The sequence below is a fragment of the Bacillus hominis genome, from assembly GCF_018332515.1.
GTDB lineage: Bacteria > Bacillota > Bacilli > Bacillales > Bacillaceae_G > Bacillus_A > Bacillus_A hominis.
The window spans coordinates 1-15882 of the sequence record NZ_BOQD01000044.1; the positions used below are offsets into that span (position 1 = coordinate 1).

Sequence of the window (15882 nt, forward strand, 5' to 3'; positions counted from 1 at the left end):
AACGGAACAGGTAAATCAACTTTATCTTCTGCAATTATGGGTCACCCAAAGTATGAAGTAACAGAAGGTAGCATCATCATCGACGGTGAAGATGTATTAGAAATGGAAGTAGACGAGCGCGCACAAGCAGGTCTATTCCTAGCAATGCAATATCCAAGTGAAATTAGCGGAGTAACAAACGCTGACTTCTTACGTTCTGCAATTAATGCACGTCGTGAAGAAGGCGAAGAAATTTCTCTTATGAAATTTATCCGTACATTAGATAAAAACATGGAATTCCTAGAAATGGATCCAGAAATGGCACAACGTTACTTAAACGAAGGTTTCTCTGGCGGTGAGAAAAAACGTAACGAGATTCTTCAATTAATGATGATCGAGCCAAAAATTGCAATCTTAGACGAAATCGACTCAGGTCTTGATATCGATGCATTAAAAGTTGTATCTAAAGGTATTAACCAAATGCGCGGCGAAGAGTTCGGTTGCCTAATGATTACGCATTACCAACGTTTATTAAACTACATCACTCCAGACTTCGTTCACGTTATGATGAACGGTCGTATCGTTAAATCTGGTGGCCCTGAGCTTGCACAACGTCTAGAAGCTGAAGGTTACGACTGGATTAAAAAAGAATTAGGTATTGAAGACGAAACAGCAGAGCAAGAAGCGTAAGAGAGGAGCATAAACATGACAATCGGTACATTACCTTTCGATCAAGAAACAATCCGTCAGCGCGCAAGCGAAGTAAACGAAGCTGCTTGGTTGACTGAGTTCCGCTTACAAGCTCTTGCACAAGCAACTGAACTTCCAATGCCAACGCCTGATAAAACGAAAATTGACAAATGGGACTTTATCGGAAAAGGCGACGCTGCTAAGCAAGAGCCTGTAAGTTCTTTAACAGAGCTTCCAGAAGCAGTGAAAAACTTAATCGATGAAAATAACAGCGTATTAGTACAACGTACTGGTACAACTGCATTCGTTTCTTTAGCAGACGAAGCAAAAGAAAAAGGTGTTATTTTCACAGATATCGTAACAGCAGCAACTGAGCATGCTGAATTATTACAAAAGTATTTAATGAAAGATGGCGTGAAAGTAGACGAGCATCGTCTAACTGCACTTCATGCTGCATTAATCAACGGCGGTGCATTCGTATATGTTCCGAAAAACGTTGTTCTTGAAACACCACTTCAAGCTGTATTCTTAGTAGACGGCGAAGAAGCTAACGTATATAACCACGTATTATTCGTAGCTGATGCGAACAGTACTGCAACTTATGTTGAAAACTACGTTGCAAATGAAAATGCTAAAGGTATTGCAAATATCGTAGCAGAAGTAATCGTGGAACAAGGCGCACAAGTGAAATTCGGTGCGGTTGATTTATTAGCAAAAGACGTAACAACTTACGTTAACCGCCGCGGAGTAGTAGGACGCGACGGCCGCATTGATTGGGCTCTAGGTCTTATGAATGACGGAAACACAATCTCAGAGAACGTTACGAACTTAATGGGCGACGGATCATATGCTGATACGAAAACAGTAACAATTGGCCGTGGTAACCAAACACAAAACTTTACAACTAAAGTTGTTCACTTCGGTAAACACTCTGAAGGTTGGATCTTAAAACACGGTGTACAAAAAGATAGTGCAACATCTATCTTTAACGGAATTGGTAAGATTGAACACGGTGCATCTAAATCAAATGCACAACAATCTTCTCGCGTTCTTATGTTAGATGAAAAAGCACGTGGTGATGCAAACCCAATTCTTCTAATTGATGAAGATGATGTAATGGCAGGTCACGCAGCTTCAGTAGGCCGCGTAGATCCGTACCAATTATACTACTTGATGAGCCGTGGTATTCCAAAACGCGAAGCAGAGCGTTTAGTCATCCATGGATTCTTAGCACCTGTAGTAAATGAGCTTCCAATTGAAGGAGTAAAAGCACAGCTTGTTGAGGTAATTGAAAGGAAAGTTCGCTAATGAATATTCATGAAATACGCAAACAGTTTCCAATTCTTGATCAAAAAGTGAACGGCAAACAACTTGTTTATTTCGATAGTGCAGCAACTTCTCAAAAACCAATTCAAGTCATTGAAACGTTAGAACGTTACTATAAAGAATATAATTCTAACGTGCATCGCGGTGTTCATACGCTCGGTACGAAGGCTACCGACGCGTATGAAGGTGCACGTGAGAAAGTTCGCAAGTTTATTAACGCGAAATCAATGGAAGAGATTATTTTCACGCGCGGAACGACAACTGCATTAAATACAGTAGCGGCTAGCTATGGTCTTGAAAATGTAAAAGAAGGCGATGAAATCGTTATTTCTTACATGGAACACCATAGTAACATCATTCCGTGGCAACAAGTTGCGAAGAAAACTGGCGCAACTTTGAAATACCTTCCGCTTCAACCAGACGGTACAATTTCTTTAGAAGATGTTCGTCAAACTGTTACACCGAATACAAAAATCGTTTCTATTATGCAAGTATCAAACGTACTTGGAACGATTAACCCTGTAAAAGAAATCGGAGCAATCGCACACGAAAATGGCGCAATTATGGTCGTTGACGGTGCACAAAGTACACCTCACATGAAAGTGGATGTACAAGATTTAAACTGTGATTTCTACGCATTATCTGCTCATAAGATGTGCGGACCTACAGGTATCGGCGTATTATATGGTAAGAAAGAATTGCTAAACAATATGGAGCCAATTGAATTTGGCGGTGAAATGATTGATTTCGTAGATTTACAAGAATCTACTTGGAAAGAGCTTCCGTGGAAGTTTGAAGCAGGTACACCGATTATCGGTAATGCAATCGGACTTGGTGCGGCAATTGATTTCCTAGAAGAAATCGGTCTTCATAATATTGAAAAGCATGAGCATGAATTAGCGCAATACGCTTTAGAAAGACTATCAGAAGTAGATGGCGTTACAATTTATGGTCCAAAGCATCGCGCTGGTCTTGTTACATTTAATATTGAAGACGTACATCCTCACGATGTAGCAACTGTATTAGATGTAGAAGGCATTGCGGTTCGCGCAGGACACCACTGTGCACAACCGCTTATGAAGTGGCTAAAAGCTTCTTCAACAGCACGTGCGAGCTTCTATTTATATAATACAAAAGAAGAAATTGATACATTTGTTGAATCGCTAATCAAGACAAAGGAGTATTTCACAAATGTCATTTAATAATTTAGATACGTTATATCGTCAAGTTATTATGGATCATTATAAAAATCCTCGTAACCATGGCGTGTTAGAAGATAGTGTTACCGTTAACTTGAACAATCCAACTTGCGGCGATCGTATTCAACTTACGATGAAAGTAGAAGAGGGTATTGTACAAGAGGCGAAGTTTGAAGGCGAAGGATGTTCCATCTCAATGTCTTCAGCTTCGATGATGACACAGGCAGTAAAAGGAAAGAAAATCGAAGAAGCACTTCAGCTTTCGAAAATTTTCTCTGACATGATGCTAGGAAAAGAGTACGATGACAGCATCGATTTAGGAGATATTGAAGCATTACAAGGCGTATGCAAGTTCCCTGCACGTATTAAATGTGCAACATTAGCGTGGAAAGCGTTAGAAAAGGGCTTAAACGAAGATAAGTAATGTTAAAGGTTCCTAAAAACGAGGTTATCTAAGGAGGGACACACCAACATGGCGAAGCAACTGCCAGATATCGGCGATTATAAATATGGTTTCAAAGACAAAGACGTTTCGATTTTCCGTGCTGGACGCGGTTTAACAAAAGAAATCGTTGAAGAGATTTCACGTATGAAAGAAGAACCACAGTGGATGTTAGACTTCCGTTTAAAATCACTGGATAAGTTCTATGAAATGCCAATGCCACAATGGGGCGGCGACTTAAACGACTTAGATTTCGATGAAATTACGTACTACGTAAAACCATCTGAGAAATCTGAGAAGTCTTGGGATGAAGTACCTGAGGAAATTAAAGCTACATTTGATAAATTAGGTATTCCTGAAGCTGAGCAAAAATATTTAGCTGGTGTATCTGCACAGTACGAATCTGAAGTTGTATACCACAACATGAAAGAAGACCTAGAAGATCTAGGAATCGTCTTCAAAGATACAGATAGCGCATTAAAAGAGAACGAAGATATTTTCCGTGAGCATTTCGGAAAAGTAATCCCACCAACAGACAACAAATTCTCTGCATTAAACTCTGCAGTTTGGTCTGGTGGATCATTCATCTACGTTCCAAAAGGTATTAAAGTTGATACACCACTTCAAGCGTATTTCCGTATTAACTCTGAAAATATGGGACAATTCGAGCGTACGCTTATCATCGTAGACGAAGGCGCACACGTACACTACGTAGAAGGTTGTACAGCACCTGTTTACACGACTAACTCACTTCACAGTGCGGTAGTAGAAATCATCATTAAAAAAGATGCATATTGCCGTTATACAACAATCCAAAACTGGGCGAACAACGTATACAACCTAGTTACAAAACGTGCGGTTTGTGAAGAAAACGCAACGATGGAATGGATTGACGGTAACATCGGATCTAAATTAACGATGAAATACCCAGCAGTTATCTTAAAAGGCGAAGGCGCTCGTGGTTTAACATTATCTATCGCGATTGCTGGTAAAGGCCAACACCAAGATGCTGGTGCGAAAATGATTCACTTAGCACCAAACACATCTTCAACAATCGTTTCTAAATCGATTGCGAAGCATGGTGGTAAAGTAACTTACCGTGGTATCGTACAATTCGGACCAAAAGCGAAAAACTCTCGCTCTAACATCGAGTGTGATACGTTAATCATGGATAACCAATCTACATCTGATACAATTCCTTATAACGAAATCAAAAATGATTACGTTTCACTTGAGCACGAAGCGAAAGTATCTAAAGTATCAGAAGAACAATTATTCTACCTAATGAGCCGCGGTATTTCTGAGCAAGAAGCTACAGAAATGATCGTAATGGGCTTCATCGAGCCATTCACTCGCGAACTTCCAATGGAATACGCAGTTGAAATGAACCGCCTAATCAAGTTTGAGATGGAAGGTTCTATTGGTTAAATAGAAATGCGGAGCCGACTGTTCAGACCCGTTGGCTAAGGTTCTTTCGCACAGAAGATGCTTTTTATCTTCTGGTGCGGAAGGTTCTTAGACATGAGGGTCTAGGAGGCGAAGCTGGACAATATTTAAAGTGGAAGCGGCTCGTTCAGAATGTGAGGGGGATGGAGCTTCTGACGTAGAGGCGCTTTTTGCCTCATAGGAAAAAGTGAAGCCACCGAACATTCTAGCCGCTGGAACTGGATAATATATGTATGAAGAAAGCGCCCTGCATAGCAGGGTGCTTTTTTGTGTTGTGTAAGCTAGTCTGGATTCGGCTTGGGGTGGTCGGGGGCGTATACCCGGGTTGGTGTTCAGCTAAATATATCAACGATTTTTTTGATATATCGATTTATCAACAACTTACGACAGGAAGAACAGGCCATATACCCCGAATCTAAATCGTATCCACCTTATCCACAGATTAGAAAAAATAAAGTTTTCCATATTAAAAGGGCAATCTTTGGCTTTTTCTCATAATGCGAGTACAATGTAAAATAGCAAGAAAAGACGAAAAGTATTTACAGGATTATTGCGTACGTGTAGCGTAAATGGCAGTAAGGAACTGAGAGGAGGTTTTTTCTCTGAATATAAATAAAGAAACGATCATCCACCTTTATCATACAAACGATATACATAGTCATTTTGAAAATTGGCCGCAAATTTCTCGGTTTGTACTAGGTGAGAAAAAGCGAAGACAGGCAGCGGGAGAGACTGTTTTAACTGTGGATATTGGCGATCATGTGGATCGTTTTCATAGTATTTCGGAAGCGACAAATGGACTTGGGAATACGAGGTTATTAAATGAGGCGTTATATGATTATGTAACGATCGGAAATAATGAAGGAATTACGTTAGCGAAAGAGCATTTGAATCGTCTATATGATGATGCTGGGTTTGAGGTGCTTGTAGCGAATTTATTTGAAAAAGAAGGTGTACGTCCGGCGTGGGCGCAGCCTTATAAATTACATACAACGACAGATGGGATTACGGTTGCCTTTATTGGGTTAACGGTAGCTTATCCAGAGTTTTATCATATGTTAGATTGGCATATTGAAGATCCAATCATCCATTTAGAGTCTATTTTAGAAGAAGTTAAGGATACAGCTCATATTACGGTTGTGCTTTCTCATCTTGGAAAAAGTATGGATGAGTATATGGCGGAGCATTATGATATAGATGTTATTTTAGGTGCACATACGCATCATTTATTTGAGCGCGGCGTTCTTGTAAATGATACCTTGCTTTGCTGTTGTGAAAAGTGGGGACATTACGTTGGTCACGTTCAGCTTACTGTGGATAAAGAGACGAAGAGACTGTTGAAAAAAGACGGTAGAGCGATTAAGACAGAACGGTTAGGTGCTTATAGCGAGCCGTTATCCACAATTGAAATGCTGCAGGAAGAAAGTAAACAGATAATGGCTGAGCCTGTCGTTCATTTAAAAGAATCATTGCCGGTTGATTGGTTTAAGGAGACGACGTTTTCTCATATGTTGGCAAGTGCGCTTAAAGAGTGGTGTAATGCAGATATTGGAATGGTGAACGCTGGTGTACTACTTGAGGGATTAAATGAAGGCGTTGTGACGCGCGGAGATATTCATCGAATTTGTCCACATCCAATTAATCCATGTCTATTAAAAGTGCCAGGGAAGACGTTAAGAGAAGTTATTTTGAAAGCACGCCGTCCGAATATGGAGAATCTTGAGGTGAAAGGATTCGGATTTCGTGGAAAAGTAATGGGGAAAATGATTTACGATGGTTTAGAAGTGATTCCAGATACGATTCCTGGGAATAAAATTTTACTGGAAGATGTATTGATTAACGGGAAATCACTGGAGTTAGATCGTATATATACGGTAGGAACGATTGATATGTTTACGTTTGGATACTTATACCCAGAGCTATCCACACTTTCTCATAAGCAATATTATATGCCAGAACTACTTAGAGATGTGTTAACAGACATGTTGATAACTCATACATTTTCCGTCAAACTATAGGCTAGTTAACGTGTAACACTCATTTTTCTCTTGTCATACAGATAAGAAAGAGAGGAGTGTGAACTATGGTTAATGTAGAGCCTATTATAATTGATAACTATACGTTTATTGCCGTTAGCGTCAAACTTCCAAAGACAAATTTGCTAGCTGTAATGAGCGATAAAGGATATATTATGTGCGGTGCATTAGATATAGGTCTTTTAAATGAGAAGTTAGGAGATCGAGGAATTATTGCTGGCCGTGCGGTTGGCGTAAGAACGATTGAACAACTTCTTGAAGCGCCGCTGGAATCAGTAACGATTGAAGCCGAAGCTTTAGGCATTAAGGCCGGAACAATCGGAAAAGAAGCATTATTAAAAATGAGATAAGCATATATCGCCCCTCCTTCTTGCATAGAAATAATATAAGAAGGAGGGTTTTCTTATGAGCATATTTCGTTCGAAAAATTCGCGGTTTCGAAGGGGACCGATTTCCTTTCGGTATATACTGCTTATTTCGTTTATCATTTTTATCGTAATGGTAGTTCAGGGGTTATGGATTGTAAATAAAAGTATTCAGCCAACGTTAATTAAGTATGGGGAAACAGAGACGCATAAAATGGCCACAGCAGTTATGACGAAAGCGGTAAAAGATAGAATTAATGAAGGGTTTGATGTAGATTCATTAATGAAAGTACAAACGGATAGGAACGGGAAAGTATCTACAATTGATTTAAATACAAAACAAGTAAATGAAATATTAACATCGACTACTGCATACATAGAGAAATATTTACAACAAGTAGAAAAAGGGGATACGAAAGCACTTGGTATTTTTGAAGAGAATGGGGTATCTATGTCAGTTCCTTTTGGGCGCATAACCGATAATGCGCTTCTTGGTAATATAGGACCGGATATTCCGATTAATTTTACGCCAATTGGTCATGTGAATACGGATATTAAACAGTTAGTTGAGCCACAAGGAATTAATAATACAGCGATCAAAATTATTATGGAAGTGGAAGTGACGTTACAAGTTATGATTCCGTTACGCACGAAAGAAATTACGGTGAAGCAAAACATTCCGATTGCGACGCGCATTGTTCAAGGTGAAGTACCTACTTATTACGGAAGTGGCGGAGTTGTTGTACCAGATAAAAAATAACCGTAGCAATTCGCTACGGTTATCGTTTTGTATTTGCTCGTTCTTTTCGTTCCCAAAGGCTTAAATGCATGTATGGATCGAAAGCCCATTCTGTATAGCCGTTGTCTTTATACATTCCAAAGTGTAAGTGTGGTGGGAACTTTCCAGCTGTACCAGGAGGACCGTAGCCGGTACTACCGACAAATCCGATTACTTTTCCCGGCTCGACAATTTGGCCGAGCTGTATTTCTTTAGAGAACCCGCCTAAATGAGCGTAATAGTGGTAATTATTATGAAGATCACGAATACCAATGCGCCATCCACCAAGACGATTCCATCCTTTCGTTTCAATAACGCCATAGCAAGTTGATCGTACTGGTACGCCATATCCAGCAAAAATATCGGTTCCTTCATGAACCCTCCTGCCGCCAAAACTTCTACCAGCACCAAAAGTACTACGATAGCTATTGTCACTGCGAATCGGGAGAGGGAAAGCATTTCCTTCTAAATTAATGCGGCCATAATGTTTATAAATTTGGGCGTATTCTGTAATTAACTCAACAGTTTTTGCACGTCTATAATATTCCCAAAGCATAATGTTAATACGGTCTTCTGACGTTCCTTGTTTCTTTAAAATAGTTGCTGCTGTATGCAGAAGATCACGGTCGTTATTTGCATTTGCAAATCCATCTTTGTCACCATCTAAACCCATTCCGCCAAATAGAGAAATGGTGTGGGGGAGAGTATCGTTACTATTAACAGGTCCAGCCCACATTTCTGGTTTGAAATAAAGGGAAATGATAGCATCCGGCTTTTTCGGAATATCCTTTCTTACGCTCCGTATATTTCTTTCATACTGATCCATTGCAGCTAAGTAATACCATGGAATGCCTGAAGATTGCTCGGTTTCTTTATATAGTGCCATGCGCTTATCATATATGCTTTGCTGATTATCTTCACCGTAAGCGATGTTTTGGTGGAGAAGAAAGCAAATCGAAAGCAAAAGAGAAATTTTTCGAAGCATGAAATAGACTCCTTTCACAACATCACTCTTTTTAGTGTGGGATATACGGAGTATTTCATTATAGGGAACGATTGGAAAAAATCTTAGAATCTTCATTTGAGCAAATCGCTTTCATACGTTAGAATAGATATGTTACATTGAAAGAAGCGAACACGGTAAAATATTTCATATTGTGCGGAGTTGATAACCATGACAAAACAAACAGAGTATAAGCGCAAGCCCGAATGGTTGAAAATTAAGTTAAACACGAATGAAAACTATACAGGCTTAAAGAAAATGATGCGTTCTAAAAATCTTCATACAGTTTGTGAAGAGGCGAAATGTCCGAATATTCATGAGTGCTGGGCTGTAAGGAAAACAGCAACATTTATGATCTTAGGTGCGGTTTGTACACGTGCTTGTCGTTTTTGTGCGGTTAAAACAGGCTTGCCAACTGAGCTTGATTTACAAGAACCAGAACGCGTAGCAGATTCTGTAGTACAAATGGGCTTAAAGCACGTTGTTATAACAGCGGTTGCACGTGATGATTTAAAGGATGGCGGAGCAGCTGTTTTTGCTGAAACAGTACGCGCTGTTCGTCGCAAAAATCCATTTACGTCAATCGAAGTATTACCATCTGATATGGGTGGGGTAGAAGAAAACTTAAAAATGTTAATGGATGCAAAACCAGATATTTTGAACCATAACATTGAAACAGTACGTCGATTATCTAACCGAGTTCGCGCTAGAGCAAAATATGACCGTTCATTAGAGTTTTTACGTCGAGCAAAAGAAATGCAGCCTGATATTCCAACTAAATCGAGCATTATGGTGGGCTTAGGTGAAACAAGAGAAGATTTAATTGAGGCAATGGATGACTTACGTGCAAACAATGTGGATATTTTAACTCTTGGACAATACCTACAACCATCTAAGAAGCATTTACCAGTTCTTAAATATTATCCACCAGCAGAATTTGCAGAGCTTAAAGAAATTGCACTTAGCAAAGGATTTAGCCACTGTGAAGCTGGCCCACTTGTGCGTTCTTCTTACCATGCGGACGAGCAAGTACGTTCTGCGAAAGAAAAAACAGCAGAAGCGAAATAATGAAAAAAGAGAGCTAATCATTAGCTCTCTTTTTTTGTGTACGCTAAAACGGTATTTGGACATGTTGATAAAATCTTTTTTAATTCCTCTGTGGATAATTCAATTGTAAATTCAGGTACACCAGGTGTAATTAAAACTTTCTTGTAAGTATAGATTGAACTGTCCACAATAATCGTTACATCTTGTGAATAACCGAAAGGTGCTACACATCCTGGCGTGCAACCAGTCTCTTCTCTTAGCTCATCAGGAGAACAGAGAGATAAGCTTTCTCCTGTTATTTCTTTCATCTCTCCTCGGTTGAGGCGAGTTCCTTCTAACGTGAAAAATACGTAATAAGCCCCAGATTTTGATTTTAAAAACAAGCTTTTACTTGGAGTGCCCTGTAAACCAAGTCTTTCACGAACAATACGGTCTGTTTCATAGTCAAGTACTGGCTCGTGTTCAAACTTTTCATAAGAAGCATTTGTTTTATGTAGTAAAGAAAGTACGTCTTCGTACATGTTGAATGATACCCCTCTCTATGTTTTACTGCAGCTCTACCATATCTTCTCGCGGTGTCAACTGAATGTATTGGAAAGAGATATTACTTGGATGGCGCTTCCCACAATCGTTTTATGACAGATTGTTCATCAAGTGTAATTTCATAAATATCAGGGTTCGTTAAAGTTTTCCATTTATCAAAGCCAATAGTATGATCAAAGTGCTTTAAAATTAATGTGAGTAAGTTGCCGTGTGTCAAGAGTAATGTTGTGTCATGGTCTAGTTTTAAAACTTCTTGGATAAGTGAGATAGCACGGTCTGTTGCTTGTTTTGTTGACTCTCCGCCCGAAAAGGCAATATCTATATTGGTAAAAGTGTATTCTAGTTTTTGAAGCCAATCATCCATTGAAACAGTGCTTAATATGCGTTCTGCTAGCCGTTCATCTTCTTGGATCGATAAATTAGCTTGGAGGGCATATGGCCGAATAGAATCGATAGCACGGACAAATGGGCTTGAAATAATATGATCTATTTGTAGATGATTTTCTAAGAGGAATGTAGCAAGGCTGTTTGCTTGATCTTTTCCTACGTTTGTTAATTCGGCATTACGCTCTTGTCCAGTTGCTGAACAATGCCTGATTACAATAATTTTCTTCATATTTCATCCCCATCTTTCAAGTTGACGATATATACTTCGACAAATGTTGAAAAAATTCCTTTTTATTGGAAACGGAATAGTAATCTAAGTATGTGGAAAAGTAATGTGGATAATAAAGTGAAACTTTAATCAGTGGGGGATTTGTCCACTGATTATTAGCCTTCACCAATCGGGCAGTTACTGGCCGCAAATAGCGTGGTAAAAAATTGAGGTGCAATTATGAAAAAAATGATATGCATTGTATTCAGTATTTGTTTTCTCATACAATTGTCCACAGCATATGCACAATCAAATCAAAAATTAGAATATCCGAGCAATCAAAATAAATCTTTTGTGAATGAAAATCTATTTTATGAACAGTTAGATAAGAAGGTCTATAAGGAATACAAAAATGCGACGTATAGTGTTCGAAAGAAAATTTTATGGAAAGAAGTACAAGATGCAGAATTTACCTTCCGACAAAAAACAGCTGTCGGCTGTCGTAGTAGAGTGGTGATTCAAGATTCGTTTGTTCATCCAGATCGCCAAGTTTATTTTTTTGGTTCCTTTTCTCAAGATGAAGTAGATGAGTTTCATAAGTATATAGTTATAGATGCAGAAACAAAGAGGGAGCTGCGAGGGGGGAAAAGTTATCATCACTACGAAAATCCGTATAAAAAATAACCCACCAATTGGTGGGTTATTTTTTACTCTGGTACACTCACTAATTTCTCTTTCATTTTACGAATAAGAATGAAACCACCAACCGCGAAGAGAAGAGTAGTTCCTTCTGCGACAAAGATGTTAATCATTTTTGTTTGGTAAAGTGCTGCGAAAAAGTCTACAAGTGCGTGGAATAGTATAGCGTATGCGAGGAAAATGTATTTCTTTTGTTTTACCGCGTATACGACAAGCATTGTGAAAGCAATTTGCAGAACGAGTGCCATAATTCTTTCTAAGCTACCGAATAAGTATAAGTAGGCAGGTTGCTCTATTAACAAGTCCTTGATATGGCTCAACTGTGGGTATTGTTCAACCATTTGAGCGAAGCTACCATTGTTAATAGATGTTGCAAAGGTAAGAGTTTGGAGCCCAGCGAATCCGCCGACTAAAATCGATTCAATACCGCCGTGTCCAATTCCGTACGCAAGACCATCTTTATAATCTCGATATTTTTTCAGTAAGTAGTAAAAGGCAACGAAACGACCTAGTTCTTCAAAAATACCAGCAGTTAGTCCGCCGAAAATCGAAAAGATAAATGGGTTCTTTAAAAATTCAGCTGTTGTGGGATTGCCACGCATGAATAATTGGAATGGTGTTTCGAGAATTTGGGTAAATCCGATAAAGATAAGGACACCAACGCCAACTATTTTCCAATTAATATTATATTTCTTACGGAAATAAACGAGTACAATAATTGGGACCAGAACCGAAACAACGAGTTGAATTATGATGCTGGCAATTACAGTATTTGAAACCATACTTTCACCGCTTTCTAATATATGTACATATCTATTATGCATGAAATATAGTGGAGATGAAACTTTTAGAGATAAATGAATTTACTTATTGACTCTAACGTTGCGTCATACTTTATCGTATGTATTAAGGGGGAGATACGCATGACAATGAGGGTAAAAGAAGTAGCTAATTTAGTTGGAATTAGTGTGCGCACACTGCATCATTACGATGAAATTGGGTTGTTAACCCCGGATGAGACGACAGAGTCTGGATATCGTCTGTATTCCAATGAAAATTTAGAAACACTACAGCAAATTTTATTTTTTAAAGAGCTTGGCTTCCCTTTAAAGAAGATTAAGGAAATTATTATGAGTCCTTCATTCGACCGTGAAGAGGCATTACAGCTTCATAAGAAAATGCTTCTTGAAAAGCGGGCTAGATTGGATAAAGTGATAGCGACGATTAATAAAACAATTCAGCATACAAAAGGAGAGATTGAAATGACGAATAAAGAGAAATTTGAAGGATTTGATTTTAGTCATAACCCGTACGAAGAAGAAGCACGTGAACGATGGGGAGATGAGGCTGTAGATAAAGCGAATAAAACAGCGAAGGGTATGTCTAAAGAGAAACAGGAGGAGTTTAATAATATTTACAGAAAGCTAGCAACACTTCGAAATGGAGCACCTGATTCTAAAGAGGCGCAATCAGCAATTGGAGTATGGTACGATTACTTGCAAAACTTTGGTGAATATTCATTAGAGGCTTTTAAGGGACTCGGTCAAATGTATGTTGCTGATGAGCGCTTTACGAAAAATATTGATAAGTTTGGTGAAGGTTTAGCGCAGTTTATGTGTGATGCGATGGAGGTTTATGCGGATCGTAAGAAAAAGTAAAAAGGTGGATGTTTTCTCCACCTTTTTATTTTTTTATCATATTATTTAAAGTTTGATCCCCCGTATTGTTCAAATGAGGATTATCGCTCATTTCACGTTTTAACATATCAAGACTTTGTTCATATTCTTTATCGTTTAAGCTACCAGATTGAAGGCCTTGAATTTGAGAAATCAACTTTTGGTTTGTTGATACATATGCTTTATAATAGCGAGGGACGATGGACAAGGCAGTTTTATATACTTGATCTGCTACAAGTTTCTGATCCGTTGTGTTTGCACGATATACGACGAATACTTCATCATCGGTAACGAGTGTAGCAGCATTTGTAACGTCAGGAAGTTTGACTGTCATGCTCGTAATCATTTCAGCTACTTTCTCACGGTTAATGGCTCCTACTTGTTTGTTAGATACTTCATGCTTTTGTTTAGATGAATAGCCGACTCTCGTGAGCCTTGTATTTGTGTTTTCCGTATGATACATGTCATTTTTGTTGGAAACAAGAACACGGCTTCCTTCTTCGCGTTCCATTTCGGCTTTATTCGTTGATTGGCAGCCTGCAAATAAGGAAAGAGTGAGAAGGGAAAGTACAATTTGTTTTTTCACGATGTATCACCTCCTTCTCCATAGCATGTACTAATTTGCAATTTTTTGTATTTGAAATTGTTGGTTGTTATGCTTTGTGATACGATAAAAAGAAGAATGCTTAGAGAGGAAGTTAATGATGGAGCAAAAGCAAGAGATTCATACTACGGTGAGCATTAATAATGTTCAGTACGAAGTAATTAAAAACTTTCGTGACGGTTTTAGTGAAGAAGCATTTAAAGAGCGTTATGCAGAAATTTTAAATAAATATGATTATATCGTTGGGGACTGGGGTTATGAGCAACTTAGATTGCGCGGATTCTTTGATGATAGTAATCAACGTTCAACATATGATACGAAAATTAGTACTTTATCAGAGTATTTATACGAGTACTGTAACTTCGGTTGTGCACACTTCGTATTACGAAAAGTGAAGAAATGAAAAAATCCTCTTACGATTGTAAGAGGATTTTTTCATAGCAGTTGTACCAATTATGAGGAGGCTGTTTACTTTTGAAATAAACAGCACCTCGGCAAATATAATTATTTTTTTCATAAAGGCTTAATGAAACCGGATTACCTGTAAAACAATCTAGGCGTATTCCTTTGTAGCCTATCCGTCTTGCTTCGCTTTCCCAAAAGGATAAAAGTACTTTGCTATAGCCTTTTCCTTGCGCGAAAGGGTGGATGACGAAAGAATGGACGATAAGAAAGCGACCGTTTGTTTCTGACCAATCAATAAGTGCGTATTCGGGAGATTGCCATTCGTTTAATACGACAGCACCAACGAGTGAATCATGCTCAAATAGGCAGTAGAGTTCACCTTGTTTTAAGTGATAGGAAGTATGTTCTCGAGCTGGATATGAGTCATCCCATTGGTAAATTTGCTTTTGTAAGAGCGCTTTTTTGCATTCCGTATACATTTCATCTAATTCGTCTAATAAATCCATCGTACCTTTTCTCACGTTTAGCATGAGACTCCCCCTTATAAATAAATCGAAATAGAATCCCCTTCAGAAAGTAGTGTGTTTGGTTTCATTTGTTGTCCGTTCAATTGAATATCCCCATTTTTAATTTTATCCACAATGAGTGTACGGCTCCAATCTGAAATATATGTGGATAACATTTTATCAATCCGGTGGGAACCAAAAACGATGTCTAATACGATTGTTATTTCGGCTATACCACTTTCTTTGCATTGTGTAATGGAAATGGTAGTACTTGCTTCCGTTTGATCTTGCAGAGCCATATCAACAGTTTCAACATGATCAGTAAATGATTTATAAATACGAAGTTTTTGATTCCACGTATGATCTTTCGGGCATTTATAAATGGCAAAGCGGTATATGTTTTTTCCATTGGCGTTATGCCTACGAATATTCGTGTCAGTAAATAGGGTAGTGCGTCTGCAATTTTTACAATACTTTTCGATTGTGTTTTGCTGATTTTCATATAAACTCCAAGAAAGTTGTACTTTCTGCATTTTCCTTCAC

19 protein-coding genes are annotated in these 15882 nt (G+C 38.5%); 12 read left to right on the forward strand and 7 right to left on the reverse strand.

Going from position 1 to position 15882, the window contains the following annotated elements; translation table 11 throughout:
• The 8 genes from sufC to yunB all read left to right on the forward strand — a co-directional run.
• The coding region (sufC, locus tag KI356_RS06185; RefSeq protein WP_212935060.1) for a Fe-S cluster assembly ATPase SufC at nucleotides 1-669 on the forward strand (669 nt) is incomplete at its 5' end.
• A 15-nt stretch (nucleotides 670-684) separates the two neighbouring features.
• Nucleotides 685-1977, forward strand: a complete 1293-nt coding sequence (gene sufD / locus KI356_RS06190; RefSeq protein ID WP_002124239.1) for a Fe-S cluster assembly protein SufD — start codon at nucleotides 685-687, stop codon at nucleotides 1975-1977.
• Entirely contained in the window at nucleotides 1977-3197 is a 1221-nt protein-coding gene (sufS, locus tag KI356_RS06195; protein WP_001020769.1) for a cysteine desulfurase SufS, read from the forward strand. The genes sufD and sufS overlap by 1 nt, the downstream gene beginning before the upstream one ends.
• Nucleotides 3187-3618 (forward strand): Fe-S cluster assembly sulfur transfer protein SufU, encoded by a 432-nt coding sequence (gene sufU, locus KI356_RS06200; protein WP_000009523.1) that lies wholly within the window; start codon nucleotides 3187-3189, stop codon nucleotides 3616-3618. The genes sufS and sufU overlap by 11 nt, the downstream gene beginning before the upstream one ends.
• Before the next feature lie 48 nt (nucleotides 3619-3666).
• Nucleotides 3667-5064: a Fe-S cluster assembly protein SufB gene (gene sufB, locus KI356_RS06205; RefSeq protein ID WP_128281942.1), complete on the forward strand. Its 1398-nt coding sequence runs from the start codon at nucleotides 3667-3669 to the stop codon at nucleotides 5062-5064.
• A gap of 644 nt (nucleotides 5065-5708) precedes the next feature.
• Nucleotides 5709-7100 (forward strand): bifunctional metallophosphatase/5'-nucleotidase, encoded by a 1392-nt coding sequence (locus tag KI356_RS06210; protein WP_128281943.1) that lies wholly within the window; start codon nucleotides 5709-5711, stop codon nucleotides 7098-7100.
• A gap of 65 nt (nucleotides 7101-7165) precedes the next feature.
• Nucleotides 7166-7468 (forward strand): YunC family protein, encoded by a 303-nt coding sequence (locus KI356_RS06215; RefSeq protein WP_212935061.1) that lies wholly within the window; start codon nucleotides 7166-7168, stop codon nucleotides 7466-7468.
• Nucleotides 7469-7523: 55 nt separating this feature from the next.
• On the forward strand, nucleotides 7524-8243 hold the full coding sequence (gene yunB, locus KI356_RS06220; protein ID WP_128281944.1) for a sporulation protein YunB: 720 nt from the start codon (nucleotides 7524-7526) through the stop codon (nucleotides 8241-8243).
• A gap of 19 nt (nucleotides 8244-8262) precedes the next feature.
• Here the strand turns inward: yunB and KI356_RS06225 are convergent, their stop codons facing one another.
• On the reverse strand, nucleotides 8263-9246 hold the full coding sequence (locus KI356_RS06225; RefSeq protein WP_128281945.1) for a M23 family metallopeptidase: 984 nt from the start codon (nucleotides 9244-9246) through the stop codon (nucleotides 8263-8265).
• A gap of 189 nt (nucleotides 9247-9435) precedes the next feature.
• Here KI356_RS06225 and lipA point away from each other — a divergent pair, with 189 nt between their 5' ends.
• Nucleotides 9436-10332 carry a lipoyl synthase gene (gene lipA / locus KI356_RS06230; RefSeq protein ID WP_000166375.1) on the forward strand — a complete coding sequence of 299 codons (897 nt, stop codon included), beginning with the start codon at nucleotides 9436-9438 and terminating at the stop codon, nucleotides 10330-10332.
• A gap of 20 nt (nucleotides 10333-10352) precedes the next feature.
• On the opposite strand, the gene KI356_RS06235 is transcribed toward lipA, so the two are convergent.
• Together KI356_RS06235 and KI356_RS06240 are read right to left on the reverse strand one after the other, a co-directional pair.
• Entirely contained in the window at nucleotides 10353-10832 is a 480-nt protein-coding gene (locus KI356_RS06235) for a YbaK/EbsC family protein (protein ID WP_128281946.1), read from the reverse strand.
• A gap of 83 nt (nucleotides 10833-10915) precedes the next feature.
• Nucleotides 10916-11470 carry a histidine phosphatase family protein gene (locus KI356_RS06240; protein ID WP_212935062.1) on the reverse strand — a complete coding sequence of 185 codons (555 nt, stop codon included), beginning with the start codon at nucleotides 11468-11470 and terminating at the stop codon, nucleotides 10916-10918.
• Between the two features lie 219 nt (nucleotides 11471-11689).
• On the opposite strand from KI356_RS06240, the gene KI356_RS06245 reads away from it, so the two are divergent.
• On the forward strand, nucleotides 11690-12133 hold the full coding sequence (locus tag KI356_RS06245) for a hypothetical protein (protein ID WP_212935063.1): 444 nt from the start codon (nucleotides 11690-11692) through the stop codon (nucleotides 12131-12133).
• A 23-nt stretch (nucleotides 12134-12156) separates the two neighbouring features.
• On the opposite strand, the gene KI356_RS06250 is transcribed toward KI356_RS06245, so the two are convergent.
• The gene (locus KI356_RS06250) at nucleotides 12157-12972 is read right to left on the reverse strand and encodes a YhfC family intramembrane metalloprotease (RefSeq protein ID WP_212935064.1); all 816 of its coding nucleotides are present in this window, start codon (nucleotides 12970-12972) and stop codon (nucleotides 12157-12159) included.
• A gap of 99 nt (nucleotides 12973-13071) precedes the next feature.
• Here KI356_RS06250 and KI356_RS06255 point away from each other — a divergent pair, with 99 nt between their 5' ends.
• Entirely contained in the window at nucleotides 13072-13806 is a 735-nt protein-coding gene (locus KI356_RS06255; protein ID WP_128281950.1) for a MerR family transcriptional regulator, read from the forward strand.
• 25 nt (nucleotides 13807-13831) lie between these two features.
• Here the strand turns inward: KI356_RS06255 and KI356_RS06260 are convergent, their stop codons facing one another.
• Nucleotides 13832-14410 carry a YhcN/YlaJ family sporulation lipoprotein gene (locus KI356_RS06260; protein WP_212935065.1) on the reverse strand — a complete coding sequence of 193 codons (579 nt, stop codon included), beginning with the start codon at nucleotides 14408-14410 and terminating at the stop codon, nucleotides 13832-13834.
• 118 nt (nucleotides 14411-14528) lie between these two features.
• Between KI356_RS06260 and KI356_RS06265 the strand changes: the two genes are divergently transcribed.
• The gene (locus tag KI356_RS06265) at nucleotides 14529-14831 is read left to right on the forward strand and encodes a YutD family protein (RefSeq protein WP_002124260.1); all 303 of its coding nucleotides are present in this window, start codon (nucleotides 14529-14531) and stop codon (nucleotides 14829-14831) included.
• A gap of 10 nt (nucleotides 14832-14841) precedes the next feature.
• Here the strand turns inward: KI356_RS06265 and KI356_RS06270 are convergent, their stop codons facing one another.
• Nucleotides 14842-15363: a GNAT family N-acetyltransferase gene (locus KI356_RS06270; RefSeq protein WP_212935066.1), complete on the reverse strand. Its 522-nt coding sequence runs from the start codon at nucleotides 15361-15363 to the stop codon at nucleotides 14842-14844.
• An 11-nt stretch (nucleotides 15364-15374) separates the two neighbouring features.
• Complete coding sequence (locus tag KI356_RS06275; RefSeq protein WP_212935067.1) at nucleotides 15375-15872, reverse strand: cytoplasmic protein; 498 nt, start codon at nucleotides 15870-15872, stop codon at nucleotides 15375-15377.
• Between the last annotated feature and the right edge of the window lie 10 nt (nucleotides 15873-15882).